Annotated in this window: 24 protein-coding genes; 10 read left to right on the top strand and 14 right to left on the bottom strand. The window is 66.6% G+C overall.

The annotated features are described in order from the left end of the window. Positions 1–10 precede the first annotated feature (10 nt). The 6 genes from GGC47_RS08195 to GGC47_RS08170 all read right to left on the bottom strand — a co-directional run bounded on the left by GGC47_RS08195 (position 11) and on the right by GGC47_RS08170 (position 4,364). Positions 11–703: an XdhC family protein gene (locus GGC47_RS08195; RefSeq protein ID WP_142022513.1), complete on the bottom strand. Its 693-nt coding sequence runs from the start codon at positions 701–703 to the stop codon at positions 11–13. Between the two features lie 3 nt (positions 704–706). After that, positions 707–1,336 carry a LysE family translocator gene (locus GGC47_RS08190; protein ID WP_113254881.1) on the bottom strand — a complete coding sequence of 210 codons (630 nt, stop codon included), beginning with the start codon at positions 1,334–1,336 and terminating at the stop codon, positions 707–709. Then, positions 1,336–1,674 (bottom strand): XdhC family protein, encoded by a 339-nt coding sequence (locus GGC47_RS08185; RefSeq protein WP_133563351.1) that lies wholly within the window; start codon positions 1,672–1,674, stop codon positions 1,336–1,338. Before GGC47_RS08185 ends, GGC47_RS08190 begins: the two co-directional genes overlap by 1 nt. A gap of 142 nt (positions 1,675–1,816) precedes the next feature. Then, positions 1,817–3,016, bottom strand: a complete 1,200-nt coding sequence (locus GGC47_RS08180) for a vWA domain-containing protein (protein ID WP_429067611.1) — start codon at positions 3,014–3,016, stop codon at positions 1,817–1,819. Further along, the gene (locus tag GGC47_RS08175; protein ID WP_038358512.1) at positions 3,013–3,393 is read right to left on the bottom strand and encodes a nuclear transport factor 2 family protein; all 381 of its coding nucleotides are present in this window, start codon (positions 3,391–3,393) and stop codon (positions 3,013–3,015) included. The genes GGC47_RS08180 and GGC47_RS08175 overlap by 4 nt, the downstream gene beginning before the upstream one ends. 50 nt (positions 3,394–3,443) lie before the next feature. Continuing rightward, the gene (locus GGC47_RS08170) at positions 3,444–4,364 is read right to left on the bottom strand and encodes an AAA family ATPase (protein ID WP_112764540.1); all 921 of its coding nucleotides are present in this window, start codon (positions 4,362–4,364) and stop codon (positions 3,444–3,446) included. Between the two features lie 135 nt (positions 4,365–4,499). On the opposite strand from GGC47_RS08170, the gene GGC47_RS08165 reads away from it, so the two are divergent. Continuing rightward, the gene (locus GGC47_RS08165; protein ID WP_038358516.1) at positions 4,500–4,853 is read left to right on the top strand and encodes a nuclear transport factor 2 family protein; all 354 of its coding nucleotides are present in this window, start codon (positions 4,500–4,502) and stop codon (positions 4,851–4,853) included. A gap of 129 nt (positions 4,854–4,982) precedes the next feature. On the opposite strand, the gene GGC47_RS08160 is transcribed toward GGC47_RS08165, so the two are convergent. The 3 genes from GGC47_RS08160 to GGC47_RS08150 all read right to left on the bottom strand — a co-directional run bounded on the left by GGC47_RS08160 (position 4,983) and on the right by GGC47_RS08150 (position 8,764). Further along, positions 4,983–5,789, bottom strand: a complete 807-nt coding sequence (locus GGC47_RS08160) for an FAD binding domain-containing protein (RefSeq protein ID WP_038358518.1) — start codon at positions 5,787–5,789, stop codon at positions 4,983–4,985. A gap of 17 nt (positions 5,790–5,806) precedes the next feature. Beyond that, on the bottom strand, positions 5,807–8,170 hold the full coding sequence (locus GGC47_RS08155) for a xanthine dehydrogenase family protein molybdopterin-binding subunit (protein ID WP_429067607.1): 2,364 nt from the start codon (positions 8,168–8,170) through the stop codon (positions 5,807–5,809). A gap of 93 nt (positions 8,171–8,263) precedes the next feature. Then, positions 8,264–8,764 carry a (2Fe-2S)-binding protein gene (locus GGC47_RS08150; protein WP_162720209.1) on the bottom strand — a complete coding sequence of 167 codons (501 nt, stop codon included), beginning with the start codon at positions 8,762–8,764 and terminating at the stop codon, positions 8,264–8,266. 334 nt (positions 8,765–9,098) lie between these two features. On the opposite strand from GGC47_RS08150, the gene GGC47_RS08145 reads away from it, so the two are divergent. Then, positions 9,099–10,433 carry a methyl-accepting chemotaxis protein gene (locus GGC47_RS08145; protein ID WP_142022510.1) on the top strand — a complete coding sequence of 445 codons (1,335 nt, stop codon included), beginning with the start codon at positions 9,099–9,101 and terminating at the stop codon, positions 10,431–10,433. An 18-nt stretch (positions 10,434–10,451) separates the two neighbouring features. Here GGC47_RS08145 and GGC47_RS08140 read toward each other — a convergent pair whose 3' ends face one another. Beyond that, positions 10,452–10,904, bottom strand: a complete 453-nt coding sequence (locus tag GGC47_RS08140; RefSeq protein WP_038358522.1) for an SRPBCC family protein — start codon at positions 10,902–10,904, stop codon at positions 10,452–10,454. Positions 10,905–11,059: 155 nt separating this feature from the next. Here GGC47_RS08140 and GGC47_RS08135 point away from each other — a divergent pair, with 155 nt between their 5' ends. Then, a complete protein-coding gene (locus GGC47_RS08135) occupies positions 11,060–12,319 on the top strand; it encodes an aconitase X (RefSeq protein ID WP_142022509.1) in 1,260 nt (419 codons plus the stop codon). Next, positions 12,310–12,747 carry an aconitase X swivel domain-containing protein gene (locus GGC47_RS08130; RefSeq protein ID WP_142022508.1) on the top strand — a complete coding sequence of 146 codons (438 nt, stop codon included), beginning with the start codon at positions 12,310–12,312 and terminating at the stop codon, positions 12,745–12,747. The genes GGC47_RS08135 and GGC47_RS08130 overlap by 10 nt, the downstream gene beginning before the upstream one ends. A gap of 5 nt (positions 12,748–12,752) precedes the next feature. Here the strand turns inward: GGC47_RS08130 and GGC47_RS08125 are convergent, their stop codons facing one another. Continuing rightward, positions 12,753–13,283 (bottom strand): flavin reductase family protein, encoded by a 531-nt coding sequence (locus GGC47_RS08125; protein ID WP_051987458.1) that lies wholly within the window; start codon positions 13,281–13,283, stop codon positions 12,753–12,755. Positions 13,284–13,891: 608 nt separating this feature from the next. On the opposite strand from GGC47_RS08125, the gene GGC47_RS08120 reads away from it, so the two are divergent. The 6 genes from GGC47_RS08120 (at position 13,892) to GGC47_RS08095 (ending at position 19,551) form a co-directional block, all read left to right on the top strand. Beyond that, positions 13,892–14,815 carry an ABC transporter permease subunit gene (locus GGC47_RS08120; RefSeq protein WP_038358524.1) on the top strand — a complete coding sequence of 308 codons (924 nt, stop codon included), beginning with the start codon at positions 13,892–13,894 and terminating at the stop codon, positions 14,813–14,815. 13 nt (positions 14,816–14,828) lie between these two features. Next, positions 14,829–16,217: a high-affinity branched-chain amino acid ABC transporter permease LivM gene (gene livM / locus GGC47_RS08115; RefSeq protein WP_370955586.1), complete on the top strand. Its 1,389-nt coding sequence runs from the start codon at positions 14,829–14,831 to the stop codon at positions 16,215–16,217. After that, positions 16,217–17,074: an ABC transporter ATP-binding protein gene (locus tag GGC47_RS08110; RefSeq protein WP_142022506.1), complete on the top strand. Its 858-nt coding sequence runs from the start codon at positions 16,217–16,219 to the stop codon at positions 17,072–17,074. Before livM ends, GGC47_RS08110 begins: the two co-directional genes overlap by 1 nt. 2 nt (positions 17,075–17,076) lie before the next feature. Next, entirely contained in the window at positions 17,077–17,802 is a 726-nt protein-coding gene (locus GGC47_RS08105; protein ID WP_038358534.1) for an ABC transporter ATP-binding protein, read from the top strand. 125 nt (positions 17,803–17,927) lie between these two features. After that, complete coding sequence (locus GGC47_RS08100; RefSeq protein ID WP_038358536.1) at positions 17,928–18,302, top strand: DUF6867 family protein; 375 nt, start codon at positions 17,928–17,930, stop codon at positions 18,300–18,302. A gap of 133 nt (positions 18,303–18,435) precedes the next feature. Continuing rightward, positions 18,436–19,551, top strand: a complete 1,116-nt coding sequence (locus GGC47_RS08095; protein ID WP_038359919.1) for a branched-chain amino acid ABC transporter substrate-binding protein — start codon at positions 18,436–18,438, stop codon at positions 19,549–19,551. Positions 19,552–19,693: 142 nt separating this feature from the next. Here GGC47_RS08095 and GGC47_RS08090 read toward each other — a convergent pair whose 3' ends face one another. The 3 genes from GGC47_RS08090 to GGC47_RS08080 form a co-directional block, all read right to left on the bottom strand. Next, positions 19,694–20,419: a DUF1028 domain-containing protein gene (locus GGC47_RS08090; protein ID WP_429067598.1), complete on the bottom strand. Its 726-nt coding sequence runs from the start codon at positions 20,417–20,419 to the stop codon at positions 19,694–19,696. A gap of 157 nt (positions 20,420–20,576) precedes the next feature. After that, positions 20,577–21,122 carry a hypothetical protein gene (locus tag GGC47_RS08085; RefSeq protein WP_142022505.1) on the bottom strand — a complete coding sequence of 182 codons (546 nt, stop codon included), beginning with the start codon at positions 21,120–21,122 and terminating at the stop codon, positions 20,577–20,579. 82 nt (positions 21,123–21,204) lie between these two features. Continuing rightward, positions 21,205–21,783, bottom strand: coding sequence for an RBBP9/YdeN family alpha/beta hydrolase (locus GGC47_RS08080; protein WP_112764530.1), 579 nt, complete (start codon positions 21,781–21,783; stop codon positions 21,205–21,207). Between the last annotated feature and the right edge of the window lie 23 nt (positions 21,784–21,806).

The following is a 21,806-nucleotide window of genomic DNA, read 5'->3' as shown; positions in this document are numbered from 1 at the left end:
GCGTGCCCTTTCAGGCGGGCTTCCTGCGCGGGCCGCGCAGGCTGCTCACGATCTCCGCCAGGATGGCGAGCGCGATCTCGGCTGGCGAGACGGCGCCGATATCGAGCCCGATCGGGGCATGGATGCGCCGTGTCGCCTCCTCGCCGAACCCTGCCGCAGCGAGCCGCTCCAGCCGCTTGCCATGCGTCTTCCGGCTGCCCAGCGCCCCGATATAGAAGCAGTCCGAGCGCAGCGCCGCCGTGAGCGCGGGATCGTCGATCTTCGGATCATGCGTCAGCGCGACGAAGGCGGTGTAGCCGTCGAGCCCGACCTGCGGCAGGACCTCTTCGGGCCATTCCGGCAGCAGCGCCACGCCCGGAAAGCGCTCCGGTGTGGCGAAGGCCGTGCGCGGGTCGATGATCACGAGATCGAGATCGAGTTCCTTCGCCATCGGCGCCATCGCCTGCGAGATATGGACGGCGCCCGTCACGACGATACGCGGATGCGGCGCCTGCACGGTCAGGAAATAGGAAGCGCCCTCGGCCTCGACCATGCCGCTCTTGCCGGTGCGCAACTGCTTCTCGACGAGTTCGGCCAGCGGATCGGCCGCGATCTCGCCCTGCCGCACCAGCCGCTGCGCGCCGCTCGCGAGTTCGGTCACCAGCACCGCCGCGCGCCGCGCCGCGCGCTCGTCATTGAGCGCGGAGAGGATGGCGAGATCCACCGTTCAGCCCCTGTCGGTCGCGAGCTTCAGGCCGAGCGCGATCATCAGCGAGCCGCCGATCCAGCGCCCGAAGGCGAACCCTGTCCTGGTCTTCTTCATCGCTCCCACGACGAGCGAGGCGCCGAAGACGGTGACGAGATCGGCCGAGGAGAAGGCGAAGTTGACCACCATGCCGAGGATCAGGAACTGCGCCCAGACCGGCAGCGAACCGGCCGGATCGACGAATTGCGGCAACAGCGCGATGAAGAACAGCGCGACCTTCGGGTTCAGGATCTCGACGATGAAGGAATCCAGCAGCGCCCGCTTCACCGTCTTCGGCGGCGCGATGGGCTGGTCGGGCGCGCCCAGGCGCGAGCGGATCATGCCGATGCCGATCCAGACCAGATAGATCGCACCGGCGATCTTCACCGCCATGTAGAGCTCCGGCACATGCTTGAACACGGCCGACAGACCGAAGGCCGCGGCGAAGACATGGACATAGCAGCCGAGATGGATGCCGAGCATCGCCATCAGTCCCGCCCTGCGGCCATGGCTGATCGTCTGGGCGGCGGTGTAGAGCAGCGCCGGCCCCGGAAAATAGGCGACGAGGATGGTCACCGTCGCGAAGGCGACAAGGGTCTCCCAGGAGGCCATCAGTGCTTATCCTTGCTGCGGACCGGCTCGACATAGACCTTGATGCGCCCGCCGCAGGAGAGCCCGACCTTCCAGGCCGCCTCGTCGGCGACGCCGAATTCCAGGATCCGCGGCTTGCCCTCGGCGATGACGTCGGCGGCCTCGGCCACCACCGCCCCCTCGACGCAGCCGCCCGAGACGGAGCCGAGGAAATTCCCCTCCCCGTCGATGACGAGATGCGAGCCCACCGGGCGCGGCGCCGAGCCCCAGGTCTCGACGACGGTCGCGATGGCGACGCCACGGCCGGCCGCCGCCCATTCCTCGGCAGCGCGCAGGATATCGGTCTCGGTGCTGATCATGATGCGAATCTCCTCAGCCCTCATCCTGAGGAGCCGCGGAAGCGGCGTCTCGAAGGATGTTCCAGAGCAGGCTGGAGCATCCTTCGAGACGCGATCTGCGATCGCTCCCCAGGATGCGGGCTAGCTCCGCTAAGATCATGCCTCAACCCGTCTTCTTCAACCAGAGCCGCGGATCGCTCTCCCGCTCTGCGTCCCGCGACAGCGCGGCGCAGAGATCGGCCATCGCTGCGAGATTGTGGATCGGCCGGAACGAGTCGACATGGGGCAGCATCGCCTTGATACCGCTGGCGCGCGCCGCGAAGGCATCGTAGCGCAGCAGCGGATTGAGCCAGACCAGTTGCCGGCAGGAGCGGTGCAGCCGGTCCATCTCGAAGGCGAGGCTGTCGTCGAGATGGCGCTCCAGCCCGTCGGTGAAGAGCAGCACCACCGCCCCGCCCGACAGAACCCGACGCGACCAGACGCGGTTGAACGTGTGCAGCGCCGTCGCGATGCGCGTCCCGCCCTCCCAGTCGGGCGCCGCCTTGCCGGCCAGCGCCAGCGCCTCGTCGGGGTCGCGCGCCTTCAGCATGCGGGTGACATTGGTTAGCCGCGTGCCGAAGACGAAGGAATGCACGCGCCGGCGCTTCTCGGTCAGCGCATGCAGGAAATGCAGGAAGATGCGCGAATATTCCGCCATCGAGCCGGAGATATCGACCAGCGCGACGACCGGCGGATGCACCTGACCCCGCTCGCGGAAGGCGAGGTCGATCGAGCCGCCCCCGCCGCGCAGCGAGCGGCGGAAGGTGCGGCGCGGATCGATGCGCAGGCCCCGCGCCGCCGCCCGGAAGCGCCGCGTTTCAATGCTGTCATCCGGCAGGCTGAGCTCGGCGATGAGTTGCTTGGCGCGCGCGATCTCCGCCGCGCTCATCTGGGCGAAGTCGCGCGACTTCAACATCTCGCGATCGGAGACGGTGAGTCGCGCCGTGAGCTCGGTGAGCTCCGCCGGCGGCTCGTCCTCGCGTGGCGGCGGGGTGAAGGCTTCCGCCACCCTGAGCGCCCCGGCTTCCGCCTTCTCCGGCTGGCGCTCGGCGCCGGGCGAGACCGGCGACATCTGCGCCATGATCTTCTCGATCAGGTTGCGCCGGCGCCAGAACAGCCGGAAGGCCTGGTCGTAGACCGCGCTGTCCTCATGCTTCTTCACGAAGATCGCATGCAGCGCCCAGTACATCTCCTCGCGCCCGCCGAGCGCGCCCTCGGCCAGCGCCTCGACGGCCTCGGTGACGGCCCCTGGCCCGACCGGCAAGCCGGCCGCGCGCAAGGCACGGGCGAAATAGGCGACGTTCTCGGCGAGCTTCCCGCTCACGCCCCGACCGTCTCCGTCATGAACACCTTCTGGACGATCTGCCAGCGGCTCTCGATCTTCAGCAGGGACAGAAGGTCGGTGAAGTAGCGCGGCGGCATCTGGCACTTGACCTTGACCAACGCCAGCGTCGGCCCGACGAGATCGATGGTCAGGATGTGGTCGTCGCGCTGAAGCCCGCTCGCCTGTGGCGACGGCCGGTTGCGCACCAGTTCGAGCCATTGATCGCACGGCAGAATCTGGATCGTACCGTCCTCGCGGGCCGTGGTCAGCGCGCTGGTGGGATGGAAGACATGGGCGAGTTTCTCGGCGTTGCCCTCATAGAGCCCGTCGAGATAGGTCCGCACCGTGGCTTCGACAGCCTTGATGTCCGCATTCATGACAGCCTCCCTCGCGCCTCGCCAATCGGTCTGCTGCCGCGGTCGATGGATCAGCGCCCCGCCTCGGCCTTGGCCTGATCCAGAAGCTCCTTCACCTTCGAGCCCTGCATCGCCTGGATGTCGTCCTGATACTTCAGGAGCGCGCCCAGCGTATCGGAGACGATCGCGGGATCGAGCGCAACCGCATCGAGCTCGACCAGCGCCGTCGCCCAATCCAGCGTCTCGGCGACGCCCGGAGCCTTGAACAGCTCTTCCTTCCGGATCGCCTGCACGAAGCCGACCAGCTGCTTCGAGAGCTTGCCCGGCGCCTCCGGCACGCGCGCCTTCAGGATGGCGAGTTCGCGCACCGCATCGGGATAGCCGACCCAGTGATAGAGGCAGCGCCGCTTCAGCGCGTCATGGATCTCGCGCGTGCGGTTGGAGGTCAGGATCACGATCGGCGGCTCGGCCGCCTTGACCGTGCCGAGCTCGGGGATCGTCACCTGCGCATCGGCCAGTACTTCCAGCAGGAAGGCCTCGAAGGCTTCGTCGGTGCGGTCGAGCTCGTCGATCAGCAGGATCGGCGGCCCGCCCTCCTGCGGCTCCAGCGCCTGCAGCAGCGGCCGCTTGACCAGATATTTCTCGGAGAAGATATCGCCTTCCAGCCGCTCGCGGTCTCCGGCAGCACCACCCGCCTCCGCCAGCCGGATCGCCATCATCTGCCCGGCATAGTTCCACTCATAGACGGCGGAGGCGAGGTCGAGCCCCTCATAGCATTGCAGCCGGATCAGCCGGCGCCCAAGCCCCGCCGCCAGCACCTTGGCGATCTCGGTCTTGCCGGTGCCGGCCTCGCCCTCCAGCAGCAGCGGCCGCTTCATCCTGAGCGCCAGGAACAGCACGGTCGCGAGCGCGCGGTCGGCAACATAACCCTGCCCCTGCAGAAGCGAGAGCGTGGCGTCGATGGAAGCCGGGATGCGGGAGGGATTCAGCATGCTCGTTCTCTAACGCGGCAGCGCCGGCGAAGGAAGGCGTGGCGGCGCACAGCCATGCTGCTGACATGGCGGGGTGGCAGGAATTGTAGCCTCCAGCCGCCGGCCTTCCGACACGAAGACAACGGAGCACGGATCATGAGCACCGAACAGATCGCCAAGGATTTCACCGCCCTCCTCAAGGAAGGCAAGCACGACGAGGCCGCCAGCCGCTTCAACGCCGAGGATATCGTCAGCTACGAGAACATGCCGGGGCCGATGGCGGTCTGCCGCGGCAAGGAAGCGGTCAGGCAGAAGGGCGAATGGTGGGCCGCCCATCACGAGATGCACGACTTCAGCAGCGAAGGTCCTTATCTCAACGGCGACCAGTTCGCGGTCCGCTTCCATGTCGACGTCACCGTCAAGGAAACCGGCGAACGGCGGATCATGGACGAAGTCGGCCTCTACACGATCGGAGACGGCAAGATCGTCGAGGAACGCTTCTTTTATTGACGCCCTCGCGTCATTCCCGGGCGAAGCAAAGCGCAGACCCGGGAATCTCGTGACGAGAAGGCGCTGATTGGCGCCCTCCCCGGCCTGAGATGCTCGGGTCAAGCCCGAGCATGACGCGCGATGGCCAGCTCAGGCTTTTCCTGTCGCCTGCGCCACGGCCTGCTTGGCCATCACGCCGATCAGATGGGCGCGGTATTCGGCATCGGCATGGATGTCGCCATTGATGCCCTTCGCCGTATGCTTCAGCCCGTCCAGAGATTTCGGCGCGAAGCGGGCCTTCAGCGCGGCTTCAGCTTCAGGCCAGCGGAAGACCCCGCCCTCGCCCGCCCCCGTCACCGCGACGCGGATCTCGCTGCCGCGCTTGGCGACGAAAACGCCGACCATGGCGTAGCGCGAGGCCGGGTTGCGGAACTTGGCATAGCCCGCCTTGGAGGCGATCGGGAACGAGACCTTGGTGATGATCTCGCCCTCCTCCAGAGCCGTCTCGTAGAGTCCGGTGAAGAAGTCTTCGGCCGTCAGCTTGCGCTTGTTGGTGACGACGGTGGCGCCCAATGCCAGCAGCGCTGCGGGATAGTCGGCCGCCGGATCGTTATTGGCGACCGAGCCGCCGATCGTGCCGCGATGGCGCACATGCGGGTCGCCGATATGCCCGGCGAGATAGGCCAGAGCCGGGATCGCGCTCTGCACCTCGGGCGAGTCCGCGACCTCCGCATGCGTCGTCATCGCGCCGATGACGATGTTGCGGCCCTTGACGGTGATGCCCTTGAGATCGGCGCAGGCGCCGAGATCGACCAGCGCCGACGGTGAGGCCAGCCGCTGCTTCATCGTCGGCAGCAGGGTGTGGCCACCGGCCAGGAGCTTGGCGTCCTCCTTCTTGGCGAGCAGCGTCGCCGCCTGCCGGGCGCTGGTGGGCTTGTGATAGGTGAAAGCGTACATCGGCTTGTCCTTTCAGCTCACTCGGCCGCCATGCGGCTGATCGACTTCTGCGCCGCGCGCCACACCGCCTGCGGCGTGGCGGGCATCGCGATGTCCTCATGTCCGAGCGCGTCGGTGATGGCGTTGATGACGGCGGGCGGAGAGGCGATGGCCCCGGCCTCACCGCAGCCCTTGATGCCGAGCGGGTTCGACGGGCATGGCGTCACCGTCATCCCGACATCGAAGGAGGGCAGATCGTCGGCGCGCGGCATGGTGTAGTCCATGAAGCTCGCGGTCACGAGCTGGCCGTCGGCATTGTAGCGCGCCCCTTCGAGCAGCGCCTGGCCCACACCCTGCGCGATGCCGCCATGGACCTGCCCCTCGACGATCATCGGGTTGATGATGTTGCCGAAATCGTCGACCGCCGCCCAGCGCTCGATCGTCGTCACGCCGGTCTGCGGATCGATCTCGACCTCGCAGATATGGACGCCAGCCGGGAAGGTGAAGTTGGTCGGGTCGTAGAACGCCCCCTCCTTCAGGCCCGGCTCCAGCTCCTGCCCGTTGAACTTGTGCGCGACATAGGCCTGCAGCGCGCAGGAGCCGAAATCGAGCTTGCGGTCGGTGCCCTTCACCGCGAAATGCCCGTCCGCGAAATCGATATCGGCCTCGTCGGCCTCCAGCACATGGGCGGCGACCTTCTTGCCCTTGGCGATCACCTTGTCGATGGCCTTGAAGATCGCGGACATGCCGACCGCACCGGAGCGCGAGCCATAGGTGCCCATGCCCATCTGCACCTTGTCGGTGTCGCCATGGATGATCGAGACATTGTCGATGGGAATGCCGAGGCGGTCCGAGACCAGCTGGGCGAAGGTCGTCTCATGGCCCTGGCCGTGGCTGTGCGATCCCGTGAGCACCTCGACCGTGCCGACCGGATTGACCCGGACCTCGGCCGATTCCCACAAGCCGACGCCGGCGCCGAGCGAACCCACCGCAGCGGACGGCGCGATGCCGCAGGCCTCGATATAGGAGGAGAAGCCGATGCCGCGCAGCTTGCCGTTGCGTGCGGAGTCGCGCTTGCGCTTGCCGAGCCCCTTATAGTCGATCATCTCCAGCGCCTTCTTCAGCGAGGCGCCGTAATTGCCGGCATCGTACATCATGATGACCGGCGTCTGGTGCGGGAACTTCTTGATGTAGTTCTGCATCCGGAACTTGGCCGGATCCTTGCCCAGCTGGCGCGCCGTGATCTCGATCAGGCGCTCGACCACGAAGGTCGCCTCCGGCCGCCCGGCGCCGCGATAGGCATCGACCGGCGCGGTGTTGGTATAGACCGCGTCGACCTCGCAATAGATCGCCGGGATGTCGTACTGCCCCGACAGCAGCGGCGCATAGAGATAGGTCGGCACCGAGGAGGAGAAGGTCGAGAGATAGGCGCCCAAATTGGCGGTGGTGTGCACCTTCATGCCGAGGATCTTGCCCTCGGCATCGGTCGCCAGCTCGGCATGGGTGACGTGGTCGCGGCCATGCGCGTCGGAGAGGAAGGCCTCCGTGCGATCGGCGGTCCACTTCACCGGCCGCCCAACCTTCTTCGCCGCCCAGACGCAGACCGTCTCCTCGGCATAGATGAAGATCTTCGAGCCGAAGCCACCGCCGACATCCGGCGCGATCACGCGCAGTTTGTTCTCCGGCGCGATGCCGATGAAGGCCGAGAGCACGAGCCGCGCCACATGCGGGTTTTGGCTGGTGGTGTAGAGGGTGAAGATGCCCTCCCCGTCATCATAGTCGCCGACCGCCGCGCGCGGCTCCATCGCGTTCGGCACGAGGCGATTGTTGACGAGGTCGATCTTCGTGACGTGCTTGGCCGCCTTGAAGGCCTTCTCGGTCGCGTCCTTGTCGCCGAGATGCCAGTTGAACACGCTGTTATCGGGCGCCTCGTCATGGACCACGGTCTTGGCCCCGACGGCTTTGGCCGTATCGACCACGGCGGGCAGCTCCTGGTAGTCGACCGCGATCGCCTCGGCGGCATCCTTCGCCTGCGCCAGAGTCTCGGCCACCACCACGGCGACATGGTCGCCGACATAGCGGACCTTGCCCTGGGCCAGCGCCGGATGCGGCCCGGCGCGCATCGGCGAGCCGTCCTTGTTGTGGATCATCCAGCCGCAGATCAGGCCGCCGATCTTGTCGTTGGCGAGATCGGCGCCGGTGAAGATGCCGATGACGCCGGGCATGCCGGCCGCGGCCTTGGTGTCGATCGACTTGATCTTCGCATGGGCATGCGGCGAGCGCAGGAAATAGGCATGGGCCTGGCCCGGCCGGTTGATGTCGTCGGTATAGCGGCCCTGGCCTGTGATGAAGCGGTGGTCTTCCTTGCGGCGGACTGCGGCGCCGATTCCGGTGGCGGACATGGTGTTCCCTCCTCGCACGGCGCCTCTCGCGGGCGCCTCACTGCCTGGAACGCATGAAGGACGAAAAGCCCGCGCCTCGGCGCGAGCCGAGACTCACTCGGCAGCCTGACGCACCGGTGCGGCGCCCTTGCCCATCGCCTCCGCCCCGGCGGCGATCGCCTTGACGATGTTATGGTAGCCGGTGCAGCGGCAGATATTGCCGTCGAGATCCTCGCGGATCGTCTTCTCATCGAGGGTGTGGCCGCGACGGTTCACCATGTCGACGGCGGCCATGATCATGCCCGGCGTGCAGAAGCCGCATTGCAGGCCGTGATGCTCGCGGAAGGCCTCCTGCATCGGATGCAGCGTGCCGTCATGGGCAAGGCCCTCGATCGTGGTCACGCTGGCGCCGTCGACCGCCACGGCGAGCGTGGTGCAGGATTTCACCGCCTTGCCGTCGAGATGCACGACGCAGGCGCCGCACTGGCTGGTGTCGCAGCCGACATGGGTGCCGGTCAGGCGCAGGTTTTCCCGGAGCAATTGCACCAGAAGGGTGCGCGGATCGACATTGGCGGAGACGGCCTTGCCGTTCACCGTCAGAGAAACAGTGGTCATGAGCATATCTCCTGTGACCCTCCCCCGGCGCACCTGTGAGCAATCACCTCGGTGAAGCCGGCTCCCCTCCCGGAGCGGCTTGCCTCATCAGGCAGCTTTTCCTTGGAATGGATCAAAACGGAGTGTGGACCCGCGTTTTTGCTGGGTCAAGCCGGAGGCGCTCAATCGAAAGAGGGAGTTTAAGGCTGTTTTCTGCCAAAATCAGCCGATTGGGGGCGCATGAGGCGCCGGTAGCCCCGCCATGCGCCATTGGCAAAATCTTAAGGCGTCTCGCGCAGGGTTGGTTCGTCGTGCCGGATGACCGGCCCCCTGAGCGAGCCGCACCGTGCCGTTGATGATGGACCAAATTCAGCGACGGCTGAACGCGATCGGCTTCAACGACCCCCAACGCCGCCGGCTGCAGCTCTACCGGCCCATCGTCGACCGCATGATCGACGGCCTCGTGGCGGCCGATTTCGAGCGCGCCTTCGCCATCCACGCCGCGCTTCGCGACCGCGTCGCCGCCGTTTCCGGGGCCCTCCACGCCGCCGAAGCGGAGCATTTCCGCCTGCTGTTCGCGGGCACGTTCGACGAAGCTTATATCGCTTCGATGAATCGGCTCTGCGAACTCGAGCGGCAGGCCGACGTCCGGACCCGGGCGCGCGCTTCCATCGCTTTCTCGCTGCTCCGGGAGCTCTGCCTGGAGAGCCGGCGCCGCTTTCTGCTCTCGCCACGGCAATTCGCCGAGGATCTCTTCGTCATCGAGCGTGTCCTGACCTACGACGTCAACACGGCGATGACGATCAATCAGGAGAGCGAAGCCGAGGAAGCCCGCCGCCGGAGCATCGCGCTCGACGAGACGGCGGCAACGCTCAAGAGCCGCATCGGCCGCCTCGACGACACGATCAGCGGCGCGGTCGAGCAGTTCGTCTCGACCGCCTCCGAGACCGGACGCGCCACCGCCTTCATCAAGGATACGGTCGGCAAGGTGGCGCGGGCCTCGGTCTCCGTCCGGGAGAAGTCGTTCCAGACCGCCGCCGCGACGGAGGAGATGTCGGCCAACCTCGCCGATATCGGCCAGCGCGCCCTGAAGAACCTGACGATCACCAACCAGGCCGTGCTCGACACCGCGCAGATGAATGACGCCGTCGAGCGCCTGCGCGAGGTGACGGGCAGCATCGGCAAGGTCGTCGGCATGATCGCCGACATCGCCGCCCAGACGAATCTGCTGGCGCTCAACGCCACCATCGAGGCCGCGCGTGCCGGCGAGGCGGGGCGCGGCTTCTCCGTGGTCGCCTCCGAGGTCAAGTCGCTGGCGACGCAGACCGCCAGCGCCACACAGGACATCGCCGGTCAGATCGCGGAACTGGCGGCGAGCGCCGAGGCCTGCAGCACGCACGCCGCCGCCATCGCGGCGACGGTCGATGCCATCCGCCACGATTCGGAGGCGATCTCCGAGGCCGTTTCCCTGCAGAGCACGGTGACCGCCAGCATCGCGCGCGATGCTTCGATGGTCGCACAGAGTTCGGACGAGGCGATCGCCAGCGCCACCGCCGTCAATGACAGCCTCGACATGACGCACCGGACCCTGGAGCGCGCCAACGCCGCGGCGGCCGACATCGCGCTGCAGGTCGGCTCGGCGGAAGCCACGGTCAGCAAGGCGCTGGAAGCGCTGCGCAAGGCGTCCTGAGGGCCGCGATCGGCCGCCTCAGCCCTCGCTCACCGCCTTGGCGAAATTGGCGAAGAACTCGTCGGCGAGCTTCTTCGACACCGAATCGATCAGGCGCGAGCCGAGCTGCATCAGCTTGCCGCCGACCTGCGCCTCGACCTCGTAGCGCAGCAGCGTCTGTCCGGCCTCGGCATCGGAGAGCATGACCTTGGCGCCACCCTTGGCGAAGCCGGCAATGCCGCCCTCGCCTTCCCCCTGGATGCGGTAGCCGTTGGGCGGGTCGAGATCGGTGAGCTCGACCTTGCCCTTGAAGGTCGCCTTCACCGGGCCGAGCTTGACCTTCACCACCGCCGACATATGCGTATCGTCGTCCTTGGTGAGTTGATCGCAGCCGGGGATGCAGGCCTTCAGCACATCGGCATCGTTGAGCTTCGCCCAGACGACCTCCTTGCTGGCCGGCAAGGTCGCCTCGCCGCTCATCGTCATCGCCATGGCGCGTCTCCGTATTGCTTCGGCCGGGTGCAGCGGTTGCGGCTGGCCCGGCTCGCAGGGTATCCAGTCCCCTATCCATGGTCGAAAATCCCTTGCCTGCACAAGGGCCAGATCGGCGGCCATCGTCCGGTCGCTCTTTCCGCTGAAGAGGTTCGATGGTCGAGCTCTCCGCCGATGAACGCGCCGTCGCCGCCGGAGAGCGCGGCGAAGGTGCCGCGATGGCGCTGCGCATCGTGGCCGAGGCCGCCCGCCTCATGGGCGCGCCCAGGCTCATCCCCATCGCATCCGCCCATATCGACGGCGCGCTCTACCATGGCGATTCCGGCACGCTCTTCGCCGAGCGGCTGGTGGAGGGCGGCGCGCGGGTCGCGGTGCGGGCGAGCCTGAATGTCGGCGCGCTGACGCCAGCGGGCTGCGCCGCCGTCCGCCTGCCCCCGCATGAGCATGAGATGGCGCGGCGGATGATGCGCGCCTACGAGGCCATGGGCTGCGAGCCGAGCTGGACCTGCGCGCCCTATCAGGCCGGACACCGCCCCGTCGCCGGCACGGACGTCGCCTGGGGCGAATCCAATGCCGTCGTCTTCTGCAATTCGGTGCTCGGCGCGCGCACCAACCGCTACGGCGACTTCCTCGACATCGCCTGCGCCATCAGCGGGCGCGCGCCGGATTACGGCCTGCACCGGCGGCAGAACCGCCTGGCATCGCTGCTGATCGACACGACCGGGCTGTCGCCGGAATTACGCCGTTCCGACGTGTTCTATCCGGTGCTCGGCACGATCCTCGGTCGCCGCGCCGGCAGCGCCGTCGCCGTCCTCGATGGCCTGCAGGACTGCACCACCGAGGACCGGCTGAAGGCGCTGGGCGCAGCGGCTGCATCGGCCGGCGGCGTCGGTCTCTTCCATGTCGCCGGCGTGACGCCGGAGGCACCGGACGTCGCGGCGGCGCTGGGCGGCGAGCCGCCACGGGAGCGGATCGTGCTGGCGCCGGGCGATGTCGCCGTTGCGCTCGCCGGTCTCTCGACCGCCGGCGGGACCGGCCGCATCGACGCGGTCGCCATCGGCTCGCCCCATCTCTCGCCGGCCGAGGTCGACGAGCTCGAACGGCTGCTCGCCGGCCGGCGGCTCAGGCTCCCGCTCTATGCCAATACCGGCCGCCACGTGCTGGCACCGCTCGAACGCTCCGGCCGGCGCAAGGCACTGGAGCAGGCCGGCATTGTCTTCGTCGTCGATACCTGCGTCGTCGTCACCCCGATCCTGCCAGAACTCGACGGCGCGGTGCTGATGACCAATTCCGGCAAGTTCGCCCATTACGCGCCCGGCAACACCGGCTACGCCGTGATCTACGGCTCGCTCAGCGAATGCGTCGAGAGTGCCGTCGCCGGCCGTCTCGTCAGGGAGCCGCGGCAATGGAGCTGACCGCCGAGCCGCTCATCCCCGGCGCGCCGACAAGCGGCCTCTGCCTCGCCCTTACGGCGCCTATCAGCTTCTGGGGTGGCGTCGATCCGCGCAGCGGCACCATCATCGATGCGCGTCATCCCGAGTGCGGCCGCAACATCGCCGGCACGGTGCTGGCCCTGCCCGGCACCATCGGCTCGTCTTCCGCTTCCGCCGTGCTGCTGGAGCTCGTCCATGCCGGCAAGGCGCCGGCCGCCCTGCTGATGGATGAGCCCGACGCCATCCTGCTGCTCGGCCTGATCGTCGCCCGCGAGATGGGCTGGCCGACGCCGCCCGCCTTCCGCCTCTCCGCGGAAGAACAGAAGGCCCTCTCCGGCCGCAGAATCATGCTGTCGGCAGCTGGGCGGCTCGCATTCGCCGCTGCCGATGGTGAAACGTCCGGCGGGTAGCCGACTCAGACCGCCTCGAAGCGGCGGCGACGATAGATCAGGCTGCCGCCCAGATCGTTCTCCGGCGCCCGGCCGCCGAGCCCGACCACCTCCCCGATCAGGACACGGTGGCTGGCGATGTCATGCACGGAGACGAGCCGGCAATCGAAGGCCGCGAGCGCATCGAGCAGGGCCGGAGCGCCGGTGACGAGCTCGGTCCAGCGATCGGCCGCGAACCGCTCCTCGCCCTGGAGGCCGCGCCGGCTGGCGAAGATCTCGGCGGTCTCGACGCCGTGCGCCGGCAGCGTGTTGATGCAGAAGATGCCGCTCGCCTCGATCGCGGCCAGCGTGCGGCTGGAGCGCTCGATGCAGACGAGGACGGTCGGCGGCGTGTCCGAAACCGAGGCGACGGCGGTCGCCGTCATGCCGAGCCGGCCCGCCGGCCCCCGCGCGGTCACCACATGCACGGCGCTGGCGACCTGCGCCATCGCATCGCGATAAGCCTGTCCCGTGAGTGGTTCCGCCAGCGGCGGGAGAGGTTGGATGGTCTTTGTCATCAGCTCTGCGGCTCATGCTGCGACTGGCGCGCAACCCTGCCCATGTAGCCGCTCGCAGCGGCGATTGCCAGACGAGCCCGGCTCGCGCGGCCCGTCGCGCCACCGCAGGGAGAGCCGCTCTTCCGAGAGGCACTGCCGGAGCCCACCATGGCTCCGCCACAGCCCCGCACCCGAGTCGGCGCCCACCTCGACGGTCTCCTGCCCTCGACGGCCAGGATGGGCCGGGGATCCGTCCCAGCATCATACCTTCGCATGAAGGGAGGAGCCACAATCACGCTTGCGTCAGATGGATTCGCGTCCGGTCGTCGTCCCGGCGCCAGACCCGTGAAGCGACCCCGGGCGGCGAAAATCGCAGTCCCCGGCTCATCGCACGCCAAAATCCACGCGCCCAGCGCACAATCATCATGCGTGAAATGCGCGCGGCGCCGCAGAGAGTTCTGCACATTCTCGAGGCAATTCGCGCGAGATTGCTTTTGACAGAAATACGGCCCGGAGTGATTGTCGTCAGCGCAAGCCGTTGGTAGCTCTGCGCGGCAATCGCATCCCGCATGCGCCAGCGACATGCTGACGACAAGAACGGGAGCTGGTTCGAGGGGTCGGCGTCTTCAATGGAAGTATTTCTGCAGCAGCTCATCAATGGGCTGACATTGGGATCGATCTACGGTCTCATCGCCATCGGCTACACGATGGTTTTCGGCATCATCGGCATGGTGAACTTCGCCCACGGCGACATCTTCATGCTGTCCGCCTTCATCGCGCTGATCTTCTTCATGCTCGTGACGGCGGTCCTCGGCACCAGCGCCGGGATGGTGCTTCTGGCGCTGGTCATCGTGCTGGGCCTGGCAATGTTCTTCACCTCGCTGTGGAACTGGACGATCGAGCGGGTGGCCTACCGGCCGCTGCGCGGCTCCTTCCGGCTCGCGCCGCTGATCTCGGCGATCGGCATGTCGATCTTCCTGTCGAATTTCGTGCAGGTGGCGCAGGGCCCGCGCAACAAGTCGATCCCGCCGATCCTGAACAAGTCGATCACGCTGATCGACAGCGCGACCTACTCGGTCCAGATCTCCTACAAGCAGATCGTCATCATCGTGACGACGGCGGTGCTGCTGCTGGCCTTCTGGTACATCGTCCAGAAGACGCCGCTCGGCCGCGCCCAGCGCGCCTGCGAGCAGGACCGCAAGATGGCCGCCCTGCTCGGCATCGACGTCGACCGCACCATCTCGATCACCTTCATCATGGGCGCGGCGCTCGCAGCCGTCGCCGGCGTGATGTACCTCGTGCTCTATGGCGTGGTGAATTTCGCCGACGGCTTCACGCCCGGCGTCAAGGCCTTCACGGCCGCGGTGCTCGGCGGCATCGGCTCGCTGCCCGGCGCCGTCCTCGGCGGCCTGCTGATCGGCCTGATCGAGGTGATGTGGTCGGCCTATTTCACCATCGACTACAAGGACGTCGCCGCTTTCTGCATCCTTGCCATCGTGCTGGTGTTCATGCCCTCCGGCATCCTCGGCCGGCCGGAAGTCGAGAAGGTCTGACGCCATGGCGACGATCCAGACCAAGACCGGCCAGGCCGCCGCACCGGCCCGGGGCCGCGATATCAAGGCCGCGCTGAAGGAGGCCGGCTTCGCCGCCCTCGTCACCTTCGGCCTGTGCATTCCCATCATCGCCTGGGGCACGCGCCAGAACATGGACAACGTGCTGGTCCTCGACCAGCGCTGGGAGGCTGTCGCCTGGGCCGTCGCCATCGTCTTCATCGGCCGCTTCCTGGTGGCGCTGCGCCAGCAGAGCCGGGTCCCCGGCAAGCCGGCGGTGCGCCTCCTGCCGCATGGCACGATCGCCTTCTTCCAGCGCCATTCGCGCCTGTTCTCGCTCTTCGGCCTCGGTTTCCTCGTCGCTTTCCCGGCGATCGCAATCGGCCTCACCGGCTGGGGCGGCTCGCTGAAATGGATCGACAATTTCGGCGTCCAGATCCTGATCTACGTCATGCTCGGCTGGGGGCTGAACATCGTCGTCGGCCTCGCCGGCCTGCTCGATCTCGGCTACGTCGCCTTCTACGCCGTCGGCGCCTATTCCTACGCGCTGCTCGCCAAGAATTTCGGCCTGTCCTTCTGGATCCTGCTGCCGCTCGCCGGCTTCCTCGCCGCCTTCTGGGGCATGCTGCTCGGCTTCCCCGTGCTGCGCCTGCGCGGCGACTATCTCGCCATCGTGACGCTGGCCTTCGGCGAGATCATCCGCCTCGTCCTGGTGAACTGGACGAGCTTCTCGAACGGCTATGCCGGCATCTCCGGCATCCCGCGCCCCAGCTTCTTCGGCATCCCCTTCACAGCGAATGATGACGGCTTCGCCGCGGTGTTCGGACTCGAATTCTCACCATTGTACCGAACGATCTTCCTCTACTATCTGATCCTGTGCCTGGCCTTGCTGACGGCCTTCGTGACGCTGCGATTGCGCCGCTTACCGGTCGGGCGCGCCTGGGAAGCGCTGCGCGAGGACGAGATCGCCTGCCGCTCGCTCGGCATCAACACCACCAACACCAAGCTCACCGCCTTTTCCATCGGTGCCATGTTCGGCGGCTTCGCCGGCTCCTTCTTCGCCGCGCGCCAGGGCTTCATCTCGCCTGAATCCTTCACCTTCATGGAATCGGCGGTGATCCTCGCCATCGTCGTGCTCGGCGGCATGGGCTCGCTCTGGGGCTGCGCCATCGCGGCGATCGCGATGATCGGCGGCACCGAGCTGCTGCGCGAGCTGGAATGGATGAAGGCGATCTTCGGCGCCGATTTCGACCCGACCAAATACCGCATGCTGATCTTCGGTTTCGCCATGGTCGTCATCATGATCTGGAAGCCGCGCGGCCTGATCTCGGTGCGCGAGCCCACCGCCTTCCTGAAGGAGAAGAAGACGATCTCCTCCGACCTCGTGCAGGAGGGTCACGGCTGATGGCCAGCGCTCCCGCAGCCCACGGCCGCCCTCTCCTCGAGGTCGAGCACGTCACCATGCGCTTCGGCGGCCTGACCGCCGTCAACGACCTCTCCTTCGAGGCGCGCAAGGGCGAGATCACCGCCCTGATCGGCCCCAACGGCGCCGGCAAGACCACGGTGTTCAACTGCATCACCGGCTTCTACAAGCCGACGCAGGGCATGATCACCCTGACCCAGGACGATGGCGCGAGCTTTCTGCTGGAGCGGATGCCGGACTTCCGCATCTCCTGGAGGGCAAAGGTCGCCCGCACCTTCCAGAACATCCGCCTCTTCGGCGGCATGACGGTTCTGGAGAACCTGCTCGTCGCCCAGCACAACCCGCTGATGATCGCATCGGGCTTCACCTTCCTCGGCGTGCTCGGCATCGGCGGCTACAAGGCGCGCGAGAAGGAGGCGATCGAGAAGGCCAAGTTCTGGCTCGACAAGATCAACCTGACCGCACGCGCCGACGATCCCGCCGCCGACCTGCCCTATGGCGATCAGCGCCGGCTCGAGATCGCGCGGGCCATGTGCACCGACCCCGTCCTGCTCTGCCTCGACGAGCCGGCCGCCGGCCTGAACCCGCGCGAGAGCCACGATCTCAACACGCTGCTGCAATCGATCCGCAGCGAACTCGGCACCGCCCTGCTGCTGATCGAGCACGACATGTCGGTGGTCATGGAAATCTCGGACCACGTCGTCGTGCTCGACTACGGCACCAAGATCGCCGACGGCACGCCGGCCGAGGTGCAGGCCGACCCGAAGGTCATCGCCGCCTATCTCGGCGTGGATGACGAGGAGATCGAAGAGGTCGGAGCGGAGGTCGGCATCTCGTGACTATGACCCAGCCTCTCCTCGCCGCCCGCGGCGTCAAGACCTATTACGGCAAGATCATCGCGTTGAAGGGCATCGACATCGACGTCAATGCCGGCGAGATCGTCACGATGATCGGCGCCAACGGCGCCGGCAAATCGACGCTGATGATGACGATCTTCGGCAATCCGCAGGCCCGCGAAGGCACGATCACCTATGAGGGCCGCGACATCACCCGGCTGCCGAGCCACGAGATCGCACGCCTGGGCATCGCGCAATCCCCCGAGGGAAGACGCATCTTCCCGCGCATGACGGTGTTCGAAAACCTGCAGATGGGCGCGGCCGTCCGCAATTTCGAGCATTTCGACGAGGATCTCGAGAAGATCTGCGTGCTCTTCCCGCGCATCAAGGAGCGGCTGCAGCAGCGCGGCGGCACCCTGTCGGGCGGCGAGCAGCAGATGGTCGCCATCGCGCGCGCCCTGATGGCCCGGCCGAAGCTGTTGCTGCTGGACGAGCCCTCGCTCGGCCTGGCACCGCTGATCGTCAAGCAGATCTTCGAGGCGATCCGCGAGCTCAACAGGACGCAAGGCCTGACCGTCTTCCTGGTCGAGCAGAACGCCTTCCATGCCCTGAAGCTCGCCCATCGCGGCTATGTCATGGTCAACGGCGTCATCACCATGAGCGGCACGGGCAAGGAACTGCTGGCCAACCCGCAGGTCCGCGCCGCCTATCTCGAAGGCGGACGGCACTGATCGCGGCAGCGGAAACCGAATGGTCTCTGCTGCAACTTTTTGATGAGAGACGGCTCCTTGCCCGCCATGCCATCGCTAGGGTGATGTCGGCGGTTCTGGAAGCCCGGTGAAGCCTGGAGCATCTGATGCAAGGCATCGTCTACGAAGAACCGACGATCTGGCTCTTCCTGTTGGTCACGGTGGTAATGGGCGGCTGGCTCGCCTGGATGTCGGGCCGCGCCATCGCGCTGACCTGGCGGCCGAACTGGCAGCTCGTCGTCTACATGTTGGTCTTGGGCCTGTTCGTGCGCTTCATCCATTTCGCACTGTTCGAGGCGACGCTGCTGACGATCCATTACTATCTGGTCGACGTAGTGGTGCTGCTCGTCTTCGGCTTCGCGGGCTGGCGCTACAACCGCGCCAAGCAGATGACGCGGCAATATCATTGGCTGTTCGAGCGCGCTGGCCCCTTCGGCTGGAAGCCCCGCCCGGGCGCCGTGATCAAGCCGGAATTGACCTGAAAGTTTGACGAGCTTGTCGCGTGACAGGCTGCTCGAAACGCGCAAGACTGCGGTTTGGAGCGGCAAAACGCGCCGAGACGGGCCTAAGGAGATTGGCCCGTTTGAACGGATCCTTAGAGGGGAGTTGCATCTCATGAAGAAACTGCTGTTGGGCGGCATCGCGCTCGGCGCGGTCCTCGCCTTCTCGGGCGTGGCCAATGCTCAGATCAAGCTCGGCGTCGGCGGCCCGATCACCGGTCCGAACGCCGCTTTCGGCGCTCAGCTCAAGAACGGCGCCGAGCAGGCGGTCGAGGATATCAACGCCGCCGGCGGCGTCCTCGGCCAGAAGATCACCGTCAGCACCGGTGATGACGTCTCCGATCCGAAGCAGGGCGTCTCCGTCGCGAACAAGTTCGTCGGCGACGGCGTCAAGTGGGTGGTCGGGCACTTCAACTCCGGCGTCACCATGCCGGCCTCGGAAGTCTATGCCGAGAACGGCATCCTGATGATCTCGCCTTCGGCCACCAATCCGAAGATCACCGAGCGCGGCCTCTGGAACACCTTCCGGACCTGCGGCCGGGACGACCAGCAGGGCGCTGTCGCTTCGGCCTATCTGCTGAAGAACTTCAAGGACAAGAAGATCGCCATCGTCCACGACAAGACGACCTACGGCCAGGGCCTCGCCGACGAGACCAAGAAGGGGCTCAACGCCGGCGGCGTCAAGGAAGTGCTCTACGAAGGCGTCAACGCCGGCGAGAAGGACTTCTCGGCCCTCGTCTCGAAGATCAAGGCGGCCGGCGCCGACTATCTCTACTGGGGCGGCCTGCACACCGAAGGCGGCCTGATCGTGCGCCAGATGCGCGACCAGGGCCTGAAGACCGTGCTCGTCTCGGGTGACGGCATCACCACCGACGAGTTCGCCACGATCGGCGGCCCCGGCGTCGAAGGCACGCTGATGACCTTCCCGCCGGACCCGCAGAAGCGCCCGGAGGCGGCCGCCGTCATCAAGAAGTTCGAAGCCAAGAACTTCAAGCCGGAAGCCTACACGCTCTACAGCTACGCCGCGGTCCAGATCATGGCCGAGGGCGCCAAGCGCGCCAACTCGGTCGATCCGAAGAAGATCGCCGACGCGCTGCATGGCGGCCAGCCGGTCAAGACCGTGATCGGCGACATCGGCTTCGACAAGAAGGGCGACATCACCCGTCCGGACTACACCGTCTACACCTGGAAGAAGGGTGCCGACGGCAAGATCACCTATGTCGAGAACTGATCTCGACGGCTGATCGCAACCCTCGCGGAAAAGAGCCCGCCCCGGACCTTCCGGGGCGGGCTTTTTCTATGGGGCGGGAGGCTCGGCGCAGCGGAGGTTTTATCGGGCGGACAGCGGAATATCCTGCAAATGGGACCGGCGGCTACTCGGGATGCCCAGCGTTCCACGCCTCGGCATATTCGGCGCATTTGCGATAGACGGCATCTCGATCCGTAAAGCCCGCCGGATGCGAGCGGGACGGCAGGGCAGTCTGAAAGGGCACATAGCCCTGATGGGCCAGCCGCCAAAGCCGCCGGAGCTCGTTCAGGGGCTCGGGATGGTCGTCGACACGCAGATCGAAGCTCGGAAACGGGGCTTCGGTCCAGATGCGAATGGCGCAGGACTGACGGCCCCGGCTGTCGCCGCCCGCTCGCTCGCCAGCCTCCATGGCCACGATCAGGCGCTCGTCGAAATCGAGCGTGGGCGCGGCCATATAGGCCTTGAGCGTTTCCTCGACGACTTGCGGTCCTGCCAACATGTTTCCCGCGACGGAAACCTGCGGACCGCAAACGCTGCCGCTCCATGCGATGCATGCCGGGCCGGTATAAGCCGCCACATCGCCCGCGCGATCGATCACATGCAGCTGCCTGTGATCGCGCCCTTCGTCCGACGCCGACAGAGCCGAGACGATGTCGCGTGCAGAGCAACCTTCCTGAAGCATCCTCAGCCCGTCGACGCCGAAGAATGGATTTGCGAAGGCCTGCGTCGCGATGGCGCCGGTCCGGCCTGCTCCGTAGGGGACGATCGCCCCAACCGCCAGCGCCTTCGACGCGCACAAGACGCCAAACGCCCCGGTTCGCGCGTCCTGCGCAACGATGGACCACGTCATGCGCCGCTCCTTGTTCTTCAAGGAGTGGCCATAGCCAGCTTCTCGCGGTTCTCAAAGCACCGTCGGAAACCGGGCGGTGGCGACCGACGACAAAAAAAGGCCCGGTCTCCACGCGGAGACCGGGCCTTTCATGCATCCATGGAATCAGCAAACCCGGTCAGCCCGCCCGCTTGGTGACGACCGTCAGGACACCGTCATTGTTCAGCTGGGCGATGAGCACGTCGCTGGACTTGAACCCTTTCGCCTCGACCGCCGACTTCACCATCGGAGCGTTTTCGATCGCCTTCTGGAGCTGCTGCTGCTCATCGGCCGTACGCTTGCCGACCAGATCGTTCACCTGCGATTTGGTGGCGTCGGACAATTCGTTGATCTCGACCACGTTGATCGATCTGATCCCCGGTTTCGAGGATTGATCCTGCGTCGAGGAAGCCGGCGGCTGGGCCGGCTTTTGCGCCGGAGCTGGCGCCTGGGCCTGAGCAGCTCCCGCCAGCAGAATTGCGGCGGCCGCGGTCGCGATCATGTTCATGCGCATGGAGTTTTCCTTCCACCTGTTGCGAATGAACGTCGAATTTGACAGCCCAAATGGGGTCGTAGCCTGAAGTCGAGCCGGCCATTTCGTGATCATCTTGTGGCGAGGGCCGGGCTCGATCCGCCGCAGCACTGACCTGCAGCGAAACGAAAACCGTCCCGTCGCAGCAATCATACGGAGGCATCTCCCGAGTGCCGGCGCATGGTCGAGGCAACGCACCGTTGATCGTCGAGAAAGCCCGCAGCCGGGCAATTCCTCAATGATTCATTCTCTGCGGAACCGCGCCCAAGCTCTTGAGAAAACCCGCGAAACGCAACAGTCCGTCTGGCCAGGGCCCGTGCCCGGACTCGCTGTTGAGATGGCCGCTGTCGCCGGCATCGACGAATTCGGAGCCCCAGGCCTCGGCGAGCGCCTTCGCCTCCTCCGGCGTGCAATAGGGATCGGTCGCGCTGGCGATCAGTACCGAGGGAAAGGGCAGCTTCTCGCGCCGATGCGGGATGAAATCCTCCCCCATGCCCGGGACCGCGCGCTTGGCCCGCTCGGAGGCCGGCGCCACCAGAAAGGCCCCGGCGACCTCGCCATGCTTGAGATGCTCGGCCGCATGCGCGACCGCGCTGACGCCGGCCGAATGCGCGACCAGCACGACCGGCCGCGTCGCCCCCCGCACGGCCGCGACGATCCGGTCGGACCAGCCGTCGCGCGTGGGCTTGTACCAGTCCTCCTGCTCGACGCGCCTGGCCGTCGGCAGGCGCGTCTCCCAGCGGGTCTGCCAATGGTCGGAGCCCGAGCCCGACCAGCCGGGGATGATGAGGATATCGACGTCGGAAGATTTCATGAGGCCTAGATAGCCCTGCCGTT

Origin of the sequence: Allobosea sp. OAE752, from assembly GCF_050433265.1 — a bacterium.
GTDB classification, from domain to species: domain Bacteria; phylum Pseudomonadota; class Alphaproteobacteria; order Rhizobiales; family Beijerinckiaceae; genus Allobosea; species Allobosea spartocytisi.
This window is presented reverse-complemented; position numbering and strand designations above follow the sequence as displayed.

Coding starts and splice junctions, on each gene's coding strand:
- GGC47_RS08090 (WP_429067598.1), bottom strand. CDS start 20,419: ATGACGTGGTCCATCGTTGCGCAGGACGCGCGAACCGGGGCGTTTGGC.
- GGC47_RS08175 (WP_038358512.1), bottom strand. CDS start 3,393: ATGAATGCGGACATCAAGGCTGTCGAAGCCACGGTGCGGACCTATCTC.
- GGC47_RS08130 (WP_142022508.1), top strand. CDS start 12,310: ATGGAGCTGACCGCCGAGCCGCTCATCCCCGGCGCGCCGACAAGCGGC.
- GGC47_RS08110 (WP_142022506.1), top strand. CDS start 16,217: ATGGCCAGCGCTCCCGCAGCCCACGGCCGCCCTCTCCTCGAGGTCGAG.
- GGC47_RS08100 (WP_038358536.1), top strand. CDS start 17,928: ATGCAAGGCATCGTCTACGAAGAACCGACGATCTGGCTCTTCCTGTTG.
- GGC47_RS08165 (WP_038358516.1), top strand. CDS start 4,500: ATGAGCACCGAACAGATCGCCAAGGATTTCACCGCCCTCCTCAAGGAA.
- GGC47_RS08185 (WP_133563351.1), bottom strand. CDS start 1,674: ATGATCAGCACCGAGACCGATATCCTGCGCGCTGCCGAGGAATGGGCG.
- GGC47_RS08080 (WP_112764530.1), bottom strand. CDS start 21,783: ATGAAATCTTCCGACGTCGATATCCTCATCATCCCCGGCTGGTCGGGC.
- GGC47_RS08095 (WP_038359919.1), top strand. CDS start 18,436: ATGAAGAAACTGCTGTTGGGCGGCATCGCGCTCGGCGCGGTCCTCGCC.
- GGC47_RS08190 (WP_113254881.1), bottom strand. CDS start 1,336: ATGGCCTCCTGGGAGACCCTTGTCGCCTTCGCGACGGTGACCATCCTC.
- GGC47_RS08125 (WP_051987458.1), bottom strand. CDS start 13,283: ATGACAAAGACCATCCAACCTCTCCCGCCGCTGGCGGAACCACTCACG.
- GGC47_RS08160 (WP_038358518.1), bottom strand. CDS start 5,789: ATGTACGCTTTCACCTATCACAAGCCCACCAGCGCCCGGCAGGCGGCG.
- GGC47_RS08085 (WP_142022505.1), bottom strand. CDS start 21,122: ATGATTGCTGCGACGGGACGGTTTTCGTTTCGCTGCAGGTCAGTGCTG.
- GGC47_RS08145 (WP_142022510.1), top strand. CDS start 9,099: ATGATGGACCAAATTCAGCGACGGCTGAACGCGATCGGCTTCAACGAC.
- GGC47_RS08150 (WP_162720209.1), bottom strand. CDS start 8,764: ATGACCACTGTTTCTCTGACGGTGAACGGCAAGGCCGTCTCCGCCAAT.
- GGC47_RS08135 (WP_142022509.1), top strand. CDS start 11,060: ATGGTCGAGCTCTCCGCCGATGAACGCGCCGTCGCCGCCGGAGAGCGC.
- GGC47_RS08105 (WP_038358534.1), top strand. CDS start 17,077: ATGACCCAGCCTCTCCTCGCCGCCCGCGGCGTCAAGACCTATTACGGC.
- GGC47_RS08140 (WP_038358522.1), bottom strand. CDS start 10,904: ATGGCGATGACGATGAGCGGCGAGGCGACCTTGCCGGCCAGCAAGGAG.
- GGC47_RS08120 (WP_038358524.1), top strand. CDS start 13,892: ATGGAAGTATTTCTGCAGCAGCTCATCAATGGGCTGACATTGGGATCG.
- GGC47_RS08170 (WP_112764540.1), bottom strand. CDS start 4,364: ATGCTGAATCCCTCCCGCATCCCGGCTTCCATCGACGCCACGCTCTCG.
- GGC47_RS08155 (WP_429067607.1), bottom strand. CDS start 8,170: ATGTCCGCCACCGGAATCGGCGCCGCAGTCCGCCGCAAGGAAGACCAC.